Origin of the sequence: Kitasatospora sp. NPDC127060 (assembly GCF_042724935.1) — a bacterium.
In the GTDB taxonomy this organism is placed as follows: Bacteria; Actinomycetota; Actinomycetes; order Streptomycetales; family Streptomycetaceae; genus Kitasatospora.
On sequence record NZ_JBHXEG010000078.1, the window covers coordinates 18,803 to 30,802 of the forward strand.

General features: G+C 74.8%; 11 protein-coding genes and 1 pseudogene. 8 read left to right on the plus strand and 4 right to left on the minus strand.

Translation table 11 applies throughout. The features are described from left to right. The first annotated feature begins 54 nt into the window (after window positions 1-54). The 6 genes and pseudogenes from ACFWIS_RS32155 (at window position 55) to ACFWIS_RS32180 (ending at window position 4,686) form a co-directional block, all read left to right on the plus strand. Window positions 55-366, plus strand: coding sequence for a PAAR domain-containing protein (locus ACFWIS_RS32155; protein ID WP_380459946.1), 312 nt, complete (start codon window positions 55-57; stop codon window positions 364-366). Further along, window positions 363-800: a GPW/gp25 family protein gene (locus ACFWIS_RS32160; RefSeq protein ID WP_380459944.1), complete on the plus strand. Its 438-nt coding sequence runs from the start codon at window positions 363-365 to the stop codon at window positions 798-800. Before ACFWIS_RS32155 ends, ACFWIS_RS32160 begins: the two co-directional genes overlap by 4 nt. Continuing rightward, the gene (locus ACFWIS_RS32165) at window positions 800-2,761 is read left to right on the plus strand and encodes a putative baseplate assembly protein (protein ID WP_380459942.1); all 1,962 of its coding nucleotides are present in this window, start codon (window positions 800-802) and stop codon (window positions 2,759-2,761) included. Before ACFWIS_RS32160 ends, ACFWIS_RS32165 begins: the two co-directional genes overlap by 1 nt. Next, window positions 2,758-3,321, plus strand: coding sequence for a phage tail protein I (locus ACFWIS_RS32170; protein ID WP_380459940.1), 564 nt, complete (start codon window positions 2,758-2,760; stop codon window positions 3,319-3,321). Before ACFWIS_RS32165 ends, ACFWIS_RS32170 begins: the two co-directional genes overlap by 4 nt. 3 nt (window positions 3,322-3,324) lie before the next feature. Then, window positions 3,325-3,390: pseudogene (locus ACFWIS_RS32175) on the plus strand (zinc-ribbon domain-containing protein); the annotation flags it as partial. A gap of 252 nt (window positions 3,391-3,642) precedes the next feature. Further along, window positions 3,643-4,686 (plus strand): NADase-type glycan-binding domain-containing protein, encoded by a 1,044-nt coding sequence (locus tag ACFWIS_RS32180; RefSeq protein ID WP_380459968.1) that lies wholly within the window; start codon window positions 3,643-3,645, stop codon window positions 4,684-4,686. 83 nt (window positions 4,687-4,769) lie between these two features. On the opposite strand, the gene ACFWIS_RS32185 is transcribed toward ACFWIS_RS32180, so the two are convergent. From ACFWIS_RS32185 to ACFWIS_RS32200, 4 genes are all read right to left on the minus strand, one after another. Continuing rightward, window positions 4,770-5,972: an agmatine/peptidylarginine deiminase gene (locus tag ACFWIS_RS32185; protein WP_380459938.1), complete on the minus strand. Its 1,203-nt coding sequence runs from the start codon at window positions 5,970-5,972 to the stop codon at window positions 4,770-4,772. A gap of 362 nt (window positions 5,973-6,334) precedes the next feature. Next, complete coding sequence (locus ACFWIS_RS32190) at window positions 6,335-6,826, minus strand: ricin-type beta-trefoil lectin domain protein (protein ID WP_380459937.1); 492 nt, start codon at window positions 6,824-6,826, stop codon at window positions 6,335-6,337. 158 nt (window positions 6,827-6,984) lie between these two features. Continuing rightward, window positions 6,985-8,703 (minus strand): protein kinase, encoded by a 1,719-nt coding sequence (locus tag ACFWIS_RS32195; RefSeq protein ID WP_380459935.1) that lies wholly within the window; start codon window positions 8,701-8,703, stop codon window positions 6,985-6,987. 98 nt (window positions 8,704-8,801) lie between these two features. Continuing rightward, window positions 8,802-9,446, minus strand: a complete 645-nt coding sequence (locus tag ACFWIS_RS32200; RefSeq protein ID WP_380459933.1) for a TetR/AcrR family transcriptional regulator — start codon at window positions 9,444-9,446, stop codon at window positions 8,802-8,804. 159 nt (window positions 9,447-9,605) lie between these two features. Between ACFWIS_RS32200 and ACFWIS_RS32205 the strand changes: the two genes are divergently transcribed. Both ACFWIS_RS32205 and ACFWIS_RS32210 read left to right on the plus strand, forming a co-directional pair. Continuing rightward, complete coding sequence (locus tag ACFWIS_RS32205) at window positions 9,606-10,796, plus strand: agmatine/peptidylarginine deiminase (RefSeq protein WP_380459932.1); 1,191 nt, start codon at window positions 9,606-9,608, stop codon at window positions 10,794-10,796. A gap of 182 nt (window positions 10,797-10,978) precedes the next feature. After that, window positions 10,979-11,989: an agmatine/peptidylarginine deiminase gene (locus ACFWIS_RS32210; RefSeq protein WP_380459930.1), complete on the plus strand. Its 1,011-nt coding sequence runs from the start codon at window positions 10,979-10,981 to the stop codon at window positions 11,987-11,989. Window positions 11,990-12,000 lie beyond the last annotated feature (11 nt).

Consider the following 12,000-nt stretch of genomic DNA (forward strand, 5'->3'; position numbering starts at 1 on the left):
GACGGAAGGAAGATCACTGCGCTCCGGCAGGAGCCATCGGAATGGAGACCGTACATGCCCCCCGCAGCCCGGACCGGCGACCCCACCGACCACGGCGGCGCCCTCACCACCCCGCCCCCGGGTGCCCTCAAGGTCGCGACGGTGCTGATCGGCGGCCGGCCCGCCGCGGTGGCCGGCACCGTGCACGCCTGCGTCCCACACGTGGAGATGGGGCCCGCCAACCTCGTGGAGCCCCAACTCGGCGGGATGACCGGGGGCGCGGTGCTCATCGGCGGCCTGCCCGCGGCCCGGATGGGCGACAAGACCACCTGCGGCGCCACCATCATCGCCGGGGCCTTCAACGTACTGATCGGGGGTGCCGTGTGACCAGCAGCTTCATCGGCCGCGGCTGGGCCTTCCCGCTCCGGGTGAACGCCACCGGCGGCATCGGCATGGTCGAGCGGGACCGGGAGATCGCCGAGGCGATCCGGCTGATCCTCGGCACCGCCCCCGGCGAGCGGCCGATGCGCCCGGAGTTCGGCTGCGGCGTCCACGATTACGTCTTCGCCCCGGGCGACAGCACCACCGCCGGGCGGATCGCCCGCGAGGTGCGGATCGCGCTGGAGCGCTGGGAGCCGCGGATCACCGTGGACGACGTGGTGATCGCCTTCGACCGGGTCGACGAGGGCACCCTCTACATCGACGTCCACTACACCGTGCGGGCCACCAACGACCGCCGCAACCTGGTCTTCCCCTTCTACACCATTCCGGAGACGCCGTCCGCGGAGTCCCCGGCCGCCCTGGACGGGAGTGTGCGCTGATGGCCCTGCCCTCCCCGAACCTGGACGACCGCCGCTTCCAGCAACTCGTCGACGAGGCCAAGCGGTACGTCCAGCAGCGCGCCCCGGAGTGGACCGACCACAACGTCTCCGACCCGGGCGTCACCCTCATCGAGACCTTCGCCTACCTGGTGGACCAGCTGCTCTACCGGCTGAACCGGGTGCCGGAGAAGAACTACTCCGCCTTCCTCGACCTGCTGGGCATCCGGCTGTTCCCGCCGGCCGCCGCCCGGGCCGAGGTCGACTTCTGGCTCTCCGCCCCGCAGCCCGAGACGGTGCTGCTGCGGGCCGGCACCGAGGTGTCCACCCTGCGCACCGAGACCGACGAGGCGGTGGTCTTCGCCACCGCCGAGGACCTGCCGATCGTGCCCAGCGCGCTGGAGCGGCTGGTGACCGTCTCGGCCGCCGGGGAGCAGTCCGACGTGACCACCCGGCTGGCCGACGGCGCGGACGTGCCGTGCTTCCAGTCGCGCCCGGTGGCCGGCGACGCCATGCTGTTCGCCCTGCCGGCCGTGGTGCCGCGCTGCATCCTGGCCGTCCGGCTGGACAGCCGGGTGGAGGGCGTCGGCGTCGACCCGCGCCAGCCGCCGCTGGCCTGGGAGGTGTGGGACGGCGCGCGCTGGATCGAGTGCGAGACCGGCAGCGACACCACCGGCGGGCTCAACCGGCCCGGCGAGGTGGTGGTGTTCGTACCGGCCGGCCACACCGCGTCGGTGGTCGCCGGGCGCCGGGCCGGCTGGCTGCGCTGCCGGGTCACCGAGCCGCGGCCGGGCCAGCCGTTCTACTCCGAGTCCCCGACCGTCCGGCGGGCCGAGGTGTTCACCGTCGGCGGCACCGTCACGGCGGCGCACGCCCAGACCGTCACCGATGCGCCGCTGGGCAGCTCGGAGGGCGTCGCGGGCCAGCGGTTCCGGCTCGCCCGGCCGCCGGTGCTGCTCGACGGCGGGCCGCCGGTGGTCGAGGTCTCGGCCGGGGAGGGGTGGCAGCGCTGGACGGTCGTCGAGCACTTCGGCGACTCCGCGCCCGCCGACCGGCACGTGGTGCTGGACGCCACCAACGGCGAGTTCCTGTTCCCACCCGCCGTCCGGGAGGCGGACGGCAGCCTGCGCGCGTTCGGCGCGGTGCCGCCCAAGGGCGCCCGGCTGCGCGTCCCGCAGTACCGCACCGGCGGCGGGATCGCGGGCAACGTCGCCCGGAACACCGTCACGGTGCTGCGCAGCTCCGTCCCGTACATCGCCCGGGTGGACAACCGCGAGGCGGCCAGGGGCGGGGTCGACGGCGAGACCGTGGACAACGCCAAGGCGCGCGCCCCGCACCAGCTGCGGCTGCAGGAACGCGCCGTCACCGCCGGGGACTTCGAGCTGATCGCCCGGCAGGCCGCGCCCTCCGCCGCCCGGGTCAGCTGCGTACCGGCGGCCGGCGGCGAGGCCGGGGCGGTGCGGGTGCTGGTCGTCCCGGACGCGGTCGCGGACGACGGCGACCGGCTGCGCTTCGAGCAACTCATCCCGGACGAGCAGGTGTTGGCCGCCGTGGCGACCGCCCTGGACGAGCGGCGGCTGATCGGCACCCGGGTGCTCGTCCAGCCGCCCACCTACCAGGGCGTCACGGTGGTCGCCCGGCTCACCACCCGCGCCGCCGACCCGGACCGGGTCCGCGAGGCGGTGCTGCAGGCGCTGTACCGCTACCTCAACCCGCTGCGCGGCGGCGCCGACAGCACGGGCTGGCCGTTCGGCCGGGCGGTGCAGTACGGGGAGGTGTTCGCCGTGCTCCAGCGGGAGGCGGCCGTCGCCGGGGTGGAGGAGCTCCGGCTGTTCCCGGCCGACCCGATCACCGGGCGCCGGGGCGCACCCGCCGAGCGGGTCGACGTCCCCCCGGACGCCCTGGTCTTCTCGCACCAGCACCAGGTCGTGGTCACCGCCCTCGCCGAGGACGGCACGTCATGACCCGCGCCGCCGTACCCGGGCTGCCCAGCCCGCACCCGATCGGCGAGCTGCTGCCCGCCCTCTTCGCCGAGGACGACTTCGCCCAGCGCTTCACGGCCGGCCTGGACACCGTCCTCGCCCCGGTCTTCAACACCCTGGACAACCTGCCCGCCTACTTCCGGCCCCGCCTGGCGCCGGTCGACTTCCTGGACTGGCTGGCGACCTGGGTCGCGGTGGACATCGACCCGGATTGGCCGGAGGAGGTGCGCCGGGCGGTGGTCGGGCGCGCGGTGGAACTGCACCGGTGGCGCGGCACCCGGCGCGGCCTCGCCGAGCGGCTGCGCCTGGTGCTGGGCGCCGGCTGCGAGATCAGCGACGGCGGCGGCGTCTCCTGGTCCACCACCCCCGGCGAGGCCCCGCCGTCCGCGCCGGGTGGCGAGGTGCTGATCCGGGTCTGGCCGCTGGACGGCACGGCCCTGGACGAGGACCGGCTGCTGTCCGCCGTCCGGGCGGGCTGCCCGGTCCACCTGAACTGCCGGATCGAGATCCTGCCCGGTCCACCCGGGCGAGCGGAGGGCTGACGGATGCCGGTGTGTCCCGAATGCGGAACGGCCAATGCGGAGGGGGACGACTTCTGCGGCAACTGCGGCGCCTACCTGGGGTGGTCGCGCAGTACGCCGGCGGCTGCGCCTGCCGCTCCTGAGCCCGCTGCTCCTACGCCTGCTACTCCTACCCCTGCTACTCCTACGCCCGCTGTTCCCGCGCCCGCTGCCCCGGCGGCGCCCGCGGCCGCCCCTGCCGAGCATTCGCCCGCGCGGGTCGAGCCTTCGCCCGCCGAGGTCGAGTCCGCCGCCCCCGGGACCGCGCGCACCGGCTCCACCTGGCGCAACGTCTCCCGGCGGGTGACCAGCCGCAGCAGGCGTGCCCAGCCGCCCGCCCCGGAGCCCGCCCCCGAACGCGTGGCCGAGCCCGTGGCCGAGCCCGGGGCCCCAGCGGCGCCGACCCCGGCCGCCGAGGAGCCGCCGGCCCCGCCCGCGGGGGCGACCTCGCGCTCGACCTCCACCCGGGCCCGGCCCGCCCCGGCGCCCCAGCCCGCCCCGGTTCCGGCGGCCACGCCCGGACCGGTGCCCCAACCGGTACCCGAACCGGCCCCCGTGCCGCCGGCCGACCCGGTGGCGGTGCAGCCCGCCAAGCCCATCGCGCCCCGCCCGGTGGTCCGGACCGCCACGGTCGACGAGGCCCAGGACGGCCCGCCCTGCCCCCGCTGCGGCACGCCCAACCTGCCCGAGCGGCGGTTCTGCCGCCGCTGCGCCGCGCCGCTGACCGTCACCGCGGCCGGGCCCGAGCTGCCCTGGTGGCGCACCCGGTGGCCGTTCCGCCGCCGGGTGCGGATCGGCGGTTCGGGCAACGCGCTGCGCCGCGCCATCGCGCTGATCGTGCTGGTGGCGCTGGTGGTGGCGGGGGTCCTGCTGTGGCCGCTCGGCAAGAGCGCCTACCAGGACGTGCTGGACAAACTGGGCAGCACCGCGCCGATCGCCCCCTCGCTGACCACGGCGAGCGCCGCCGTCGAGGGCCATCCCGCGACCCTCTCCGACGACGGCCTCTCCAACACCTACTGGGGGGCGCCGGCGATCGGGGACTCCGTCAGCTTCACCTTCCGCAGCCCGTTCCGGCTGGTGGACCTGATCATCCACACCGGCGACTCCGCCGACCCGGAGCACTTCCGGCAGCAGGCCCGTCCGGTGCTGCTGGACCTGGAGGTGACCGCCTCGGACGGCGAGGTGCACCGCAAGCAGGTGACGCTCAACGACCAGCCGGGCCCGCAGACCGTGGGGACGGGGATCAGCGACGTCGTCCAGGTGAAGCTGACCGTCCGCGAGGCCGCGGGCACCGGCCCGGGCCGCACCATCGCGCTGGCCGAGGTGGAGTTCTTCAAACGCACCTGAAGCGGTGCCCGCCGCCGTGGGGTGAGAGGGAGCAGGGGCCGTTCGGGTGGGCCCCCGGCCCCGCGGCGGCGGCGCGGCGGGCGTCAGGGGGTCGGCTGGTCGTGGGTGGAGCAGTGGATGCCTCCGCCGCCGGAGGCGATGGTGTCGATCACCAGCGGGACGATCTCGCGGCCCGGGAACTGGTCCCGGAAGACCTCCTGGGCGTGCCCGTCGGCCCGGGAGTCGCCGAACTGCGGCAGGTAGACGCCCTTGTTGCCGATGTAGAAGTTCATGTACGAGGAGACGAAGGCGTCGCCGCGCCCGGTGATCCGGTCCGGGTCGGGCTGGCTGATCTCGACCACCTTGAGCTTCTTGCCGGTGGCGTCGGTGGCCTCGGCCAGGACGGCACGGGCCTGGTCGGCCGAGCGGGACCAGACGTCCGCCGGGGAGCCGGGGAAGGCCCGGTCCAGGAAGACCACGCCGGGGGCGGCGAACCGGGCCAGGCAGTCGACGTGGGCGTCGGTGATGTCCTTGCCCTTGACGCCCGCCAGCCAGATCACCTTGGTGACGCCCAGGGCCTGCTTGAGCTCGGCCTCGATCTGGTCGCGGTCGCGCCCCGGGTTGCGGTTGGCGTTGACGATCGAGCTCTCGGTGACCATCAGGGTGCCCTGGCCGTCGCTCTCGAACGAGCCGCCCTCGGCGACCAGTTGGGTCGGGATCCGCTCGACCCCGAACTTGTCCAGGACGGCCCGGGCGATCCGGGCGTCGCTGTCGTGCTGCTGCTTGCCGCCCCAGCCGCTGAAGTTGAAGTCGACGCCCTTGACCTTGCCGCCCTCCTCCACGAACACCGGCACGGTGTCGCGGGCCCACAGGTCGTCGACCGGGACGGACAGCAGCTCGACGTCCTTGCCGCAGGCGTTGCGGGCCGAGTCCTCCTGACCGGGGCGGACCAGCAGGACCAGCGGTTCGCGGCCGCCGATGGCCCGGGCCACCGAGGCGATGTCCTTGCGGACCGGCCCGAGCTGTTCGCCCCAGACGTTCTCGGAGGCGGGCCAGGCCATGAAGGTCCGCTCGTGCTTCTCCCACTCGCCGCCGAGCCGGCGCCCGCGGGCCGGGGTGGGGGCGGCCGTCGCGGGCGGCGTGGTGGCGGGCTCGGACGGCCGGTCGGCGGGGGCGCCGGAGGAGGACGGGCCGGCCGGCTCCGCCTGGTCGTCGGTGGCCGCGCAGGCGGTCGCGCCGGCCGCGATGAGGCCGGCGCCGGCGAGGGTGCGCAGCACCGTGCGGCGCGCGAGGGAGGTCTGGGACACGGTGGACTCCGGTGGGGCCGAGGGTGGGACGGTCCGGCGGGCGGGGCGCCGACGGGTGCCGCGTACGGGGGCGGGCGCAGTCGCCCGGCCTCGCCGGAACCGAACTCTGGCATTGACTGAAAAATCAGTCAAGCTTGAAGGTGAAACCACCCAAACCGCCCCGAGGCGACCCGGTGCACCCGGTTCGCCCGCACACGACCCCGGTCCGAACGCCGGGTGACCTCCGTCGCCGTCAGGAGCACGAGGTGCGCGGCCGCCGGTGGACGGGGGTGGTTCGCCGGGGCCTGGGTTCCTGTCGCCAGCGATCGGGTGGGAGCGGCCCGTACGGGGCTGCCGGGCCGCTCCCGGTCCTGTGGCGGGTGTCAGCCGCTGTGCGGGATGCGCGGCGGGGCGAACCACCACTGCTGCGCCGCCGAGTAGTTGCAGGTGTAGATCTGCAGCTGGTTGCTGTCCTGGATGTTGCCGCCGGGGACGTCCAGGCACTTGTCGGACCGCGGGTTGACCAGGACGTTGCCGAGGTACCGGACCCAGCGCTGGGCGTCGGAGCCGTTGCAGTCCCACAGCTGGACCTTGGTGCCGTCCGTGGTGCCGCTCCCGCTGACGTCCAGGCACTTGCCGAGGGCGGACAGGGTGATGCCGGTGCCGTCCGGCTTGTCGGTCCCGGTCCACCACTGGGCGCTGGAGGCGTTGCAGGTGTAGATCTGCACCGGGGTCCCGTTCGCGGTGTTGCTCCCGCGGACGTCGAGGCACTTGTTGGTGTCGAGCACGCTGATCATGCCGGCGGTGGAGTCGGCGCTGGCCGTCCCCGGAAGGGCGGCGACGGCGATCGCCGCCGCCGCAAGCGCGCCCCACACGTGGCTCTTCCGTACCAGGGTCCTCACAGCTGTACGCCCTCTCTCGAAGTTTCGCGCCGACGTACCGCCGCCGCGTTCGGGGAGGACTGTCGCCGAGCCCGGTAGACGTTCGATGTACGCCGGTGTCGACAGGACGCCGGCGCGCCCTGGCCGACCGCTCAGCCGTTGCGGCGGTAGTGGTCCAGCGAGACCCTGACCGGCCCGTCCGCGCCCGCCGTCGACAGCACCCGCACCACCGCCAGCTCCTTGCCGTCCGAGGACCGCACGCAGAAGGCGCCGCGCGGGCCGACCGCACTGAACGGCACCCGGGTGGTGGGGTGGGCGCCGAGCCCCTGGAGGCACTCGGCGACGCCGAGGCCCGCATCCCGCGCGATGTAGGCGTCGGCGTTCTCGGGCACGAAGAACTCGCTGTCGCTGCGCCCCACGTACCAGTTCACGCTGTCGGTCGGCACCACCGTGCCCGAGGTCAGGTCGAACTCGTAGCCGGCGTCCGCCGAGGTCAGCTCCACCGCCCGGTAGTCGGCCGCGTAGCCGGCGGCGGGGTCCGGGCGCGCGGGGCTCGGTGGTCCGGCGGGTGTCGGCGAAGCGGCGGGTGTCGGTGATCCGGCCGGGGCGCCGGGTGCGGGGGAGCCGGTCGCCGGGGCGTCGGTCGTGGCCGCCTCCACCGGGTCCGAGTCGTCCAGTACGAACACCGCCGCCGCGGCGCCGACGGCCAGGGCCACGGCGGCGATCAGCGCGGTGCGGCCGCGGGCCCGCTTCGGCGGCACGCCCGGCCGCGCCGCCGGGGCCGGCCCGGCGGGTGTGGCGGGCTCGGCGTCCATCGCGGGCTCGGCGCCCGTCGCGGCGAGCAGGGTGGGCGGCGGCCCGGCCGGGCGTGCGAGGACCGTCGGCGCCGCGTTCAGGCCGGGCCCGGCGGCGGCCCCGGCGGCCCCTGCGGCCTCCGGCGGCGCCTGCGGCAGCTCGGCATGCCGGGTGATCTGGCTGGTCAGCTGCTGCGGCAGCCAGTCCTCGCCGAACCGGAGGTGTCCGCCCACCGCCGGGTGACTGCGGGCGGCGGCGATCACCTCGGCGGTGGTCGGCCGGTCCTCGGGGCGTTTGGTCAGGCAGGCCCGGAGCAGGTCGCGCAGGCCGTTCGGCACCCGGTCGAGGTCGGGTTCCTCGTGGACGGTCCGGTAGAGCGTCACCGGGTGCGGGCCGTCGCCGAAGGGTGGGCTGCCGCCGGCGACGTGGACGGCGAGGGCGCCGAGCGCGTACACGTCGGTGGCCGAGGTCGCGGCCCGGCCCATGGCCTGTTCGGGGGCCATGTAGGCGGGGGAGCCGATCTGCAGTCCGGTGCCGGTCAGGGCGACGGCGTCGGCGGCGCGGGCGATGCCGAAGTCGATCACCCGGGGGCCGTCGGCGGCGATCAGCACGTTGCCGGGCTTGAGGTCGCGGTGCACCACTCCACTGGCGTGGATCGCCTGGAGCGCCTCGGCGATCCCGGCCACCAGCAGCAGCACGGTGCGCTCCGGCAGCGGGCCGAAGCGCTGCACCACCTGTTGCAGGGACGGCCCCGGCACGTAGGTGGTGGCCAGCCACGGGGTGGCGGCGTCCGGGCCGGCGTCGATCAGCTGGGCGGTGAACAGCCCGTGGATGCGTCGGGCGCTGGCCACCTCCTGGGCGAACCGGGCCCGGAAGTCCGGGTCCTCGGCCAGTTCGGGCCGCACCACCTTCAGTGCCACCGGGCGGCCGCCCGGGGTGTACGCGAGGTAGACCCGGCCCATGCCGCCGGCGCCGAGCCGCGCGTACAGCTGGTGGCCGCCGACTTCGCGCGGGTCGTCCGCGGTCAGCTCCTGGAAGACCGGCTGGAGGGCGAAGGGGGATCGGTCGGCGGACATGCGGGCTGCCTCTCTCGGCGGACCGGGACGGGAGCGGGCTGTAGTGCCCCGGAGTGGGCGGGCACGGCCCGCTGGCGCGGCAGAGTTTAGAGGTTTCGTCAGGACCCATCGAATCGGCCCCCGCCGGAGCCGCCGGAGCCGCCCGGCCGGCCGCGGTCCAGCTCCGCCTCGATCGCGCCGCGGAGCAGCCGGCGCGCCTGCTCGATCGGGAGCGATCCGCTCAGCCAGCGCACGCTGAGGCCCTCGACCAGGGCGGTGAGCCGTTCGGCGGCGGCCGCGTGGGCCGGGGCGGTGCCGGTCGGGTCGGTGTGGGCGAGCAGCCCGGCGACGTCGTGCACCCAGCTGTGGGTGTTCCGGGCCAGGTCTTCGCGCAGGTCCGGTTCGAAGACGGCGGTCGCCCGCAGCTCGCCCCAGGCGGTGCTGTTCTCCCGCACCTCGGTGGTGTCCTGGAGTTCCCGCAGCAGGACCCGTTCGAGTTCGGTGCCCGGGTCCCGGTCCTGCCCCCGGGCGGGCGGGCCCGCGGCGGGCGCGGGCTGGTCCTCGGCGGTGTAGTGGTCGGCGCGGTCGCTGATGAACTCCAGCGTCTGGCGCAGGATCCCCGCCCGGTCGGTGAAGTGGTAGTAGATCAACGCGGTGGACACCCCGGCCTCGGCGGCCAGCTCGCCCATCCGCAGGCCGCGCACGCCGCGTCGGGCGATGACGCGGGTGGCGGCCTGGAGTATCCCTGTCCGGCGGTCCGACATGGACGCTCACTCTACCCGTCCTGGATGCGGACTTGATGAAATCCTGATCAGTTTGTCAGGTCGATGCGCTTTGTGTCGCTCACAGGGTTGACTGGATTTTCAGTGAGGTACAGGATGCGGGGCAACCCCCACACCTCCCACCTCTTGCAGGGAGCGTCCATGACCACCCCCACGCCCACCGAGGCGACCCCCTCCCCCTCCCGTCGGAGACTGCTCCGGTTCGGCGCGGCGGCCCTGCCGGCGCTGGCGTTCGGCGCGGCCCTGCCGGACGTCGCCCGGGCCGCCACCGAGCCGGCCGCCGCAGCGACCCCCACGCTGCGGATGCCGGCCGAGACCGACCGGCACGACCGCACCTTCATGGCCTGGCCCGCGCTGTCCTCGATCTGGGGCAGCCAGCTGTCGGCCGTCCGCGACGACATCGCCCGGGTCGCCTACGCGATCTCCCGCTACGAACCGGTCGTCGTGGTGGCCCGCCCCGACCAGGCCGCGGACGCCCGCTACTGGCTCGGCCGCGGCGGCGCCTACGGCATCACCGTCCTGGAGATCCCCAACGACGACCTCTGGATCCGGGACTTCGGCCCGACCTTCCTCACCGCCCCCGGTGCGATCGCCGGGCTGGACACCAACTTCAACGGCTGGGGCAAGAGCGGTACGCCCTACTACCAGCCCTTCGCCGAGGACGCCGCCGTCGCGGCCGCCCTCCTCCAGGAGTACGGCGTCGACCGGGTCCGCGCGCCGTTCACCGGTGAGGGCGGCGCACTGGAGACGGACGGCCAGGGCACCCTGCTGGCCACCGTCAGCTCGCTGGTCAACGCCAACCGCAACCCCGGGATGTCCCAGGGCCAGGTCGAGCAGGCGCTGAGGACGAGTCTGGGCCTGAGCAAGGTCATCTGGCTCCCCGGCCTGGCCGGCCAGGACATCACCGACGACCACGTGGACTGCCTGGCCCGCTTCACCGCACCCGGCAAGGTCGTCCTGGACCGGCCAGGCCCTGGCACGGACCAGATCTGGATCGACGTCTACCAGCAGGCCAAGCAGGCTCTGGCCGGCGCCACCGACGCCCGGGGCCGTTCCCTGGTCGTCACCGAACTCCCGGGCCCCGAACGCCAGTTGATCCGCGGCAAGGGTAAGGACTTCCTGTCCAGCTACACCAACTTCTACACCGCCAACGGTGCCGTGTTCGTCCCGCAGTTCGGCGACGCCGTGGCCGACGGAACGGCGTACGCGATCCTCCAGGCCGCCTACCCGGACCGCGACGTCGTCCAGCTGGACATCGACACCATCGCGAGTGGCGGCGGCGGCATCCACTGCGCCACCCAGTCCCAGCCCAGCGTCCCGCCGCTCGGCTGAACCGTCCGAGCCGGGCCGAGCCGCCGAGCCGGGCCGAGCCGCCGAGCCGGGCCGAGCCGCCGATCAGGCCGAACCGTCCGAGCACCACCCCGAGACTCCCGGCGGCCCGCAGGCCAACCCCACGGAGGGGGTCCGCCGGGCCCACCGCTCCACCCGCACACCCGATCCCGAAGAGGTATCCCGTGACCGTCACGTACCGCATGCCCGCCGAGTGGACCGAGCACGAGGGCTGCCTGATGGCCTGGCCCGTCCGCGAGGACCTGTGGGGCGACACCCTCGCCGAGGCGAAGCGCGAGTACGCCGAAGTCGCCCGCACCATCGCCCGGTTCGAGCCCGTGACGATGACCGCCCCGCCCGGCCACGGCGAGGAGGCGCGTGCCCTGTGCGGCGAGGGCGTCACCGTCGTCGAACTGCCCATGGACGACTCCTGGTTCCGTGACTCCGCGCCGATCTTCGTCCTCGACGCCGAGGGCCGCCGGGCCGGCGTGGACTTCCGCTTCAACGCCTGGGGCCGCAAGCACCACCCGTGGGACGCCGACGACCGGATCAGCGCCCTGCTGCTGGAGCACCTCGGCACCCCGGCGGTCCGCTCCGAGATGATCCTCGAAGGCGGCGCCATCACCGTCGACGGCGAGGGCACCCTGATCACCACCGAGCAGTGCCTGCTGCACCCCAACCGCAACCCCGGCATGAGCCGCAAGGAGATCGAGGCCGAGCTCAAGCGGCGCCTCGGCGTCACCAAGGTGATCTGGCTGCCGTACGGCGGCCTGCTGGACACCGAGACCGACGGCCACGTGGACGGCGTCTGCGCCTTCGCCGCCCCCGGCAAGGTCGTCGTCCAGCTCCCCGCCGACCCGGAGCACCCCGACTACGCCCGGATGCGGGCCAACCGCGCCGTGCTGGAGCACTCCACCGACGCCCAGGGCCGCCCGTTCGAGATCGTCGACGTCCCGCAGGCCGCGTTCGTCGAGGTCGACGGCCGCGAGGTCGAGGTCGGCTACCTCAACTACTACCTGGCCAACGGCGCGGTGGTCGTCCCGGTGGCCGACCACCCCGAGGACGAGGCCGCGCTCGCCGTCCTCGCCGGGGCGTACCCGGACCGCAAGGTCGTCGGCGTCCGCTCCCGGGTGATCGCCTGGGGCGGCGGCGGCATCCACTGCATCACCCAGCAGGTCCCGGCCGTCCGCGGCTGACGCGCCATCCG

Coding starts and splice junctions, on each gene's coding strand:
- ACFWIS_RS32200 (WP_380459933.1), bottom strand. CDS start 9,446: ATGTCGGACCGCCGGACAGGGATACTCCAGGCCGCCACCCGCGTCATC.
- ACFWIS_RS32205 (WP_380459932.1), top strand. CDS start 9,606: ATGACCACCCCCACGCCCACCGAGGCGACCCCCTCCCCCTCCCGTCGG.
- ACFWIS_RS32195 (WP_380459935.1), bottom strand. CDS start 8,703: ATGTCCGCCGACCGATCCCCCTTCGCCCTCCAGCCGGTCTTCCAGGAG.
- ACFWIS_RS32165 (WP_380459942.1), top strand. CDS start 800: ATGGCCCTGCCCTCCCCGAACCTGGACGACCGCCGCTTCCAGCAACTC.
- ACFWIS_RS32155 (WP_380459946.1), top strand. CDS start 55: ATGCCCCCCGCAGCCCGGACCGGCGACCCCACCGACCACGGCGGCGCC.
- ACFWIS_RS32170 (WP_380459940.1), top strand. CDS start 2,758: ATGACCCGCGCCGCCGTACCCGGGCTGCCCAGCCCGCACCCGATCGGC.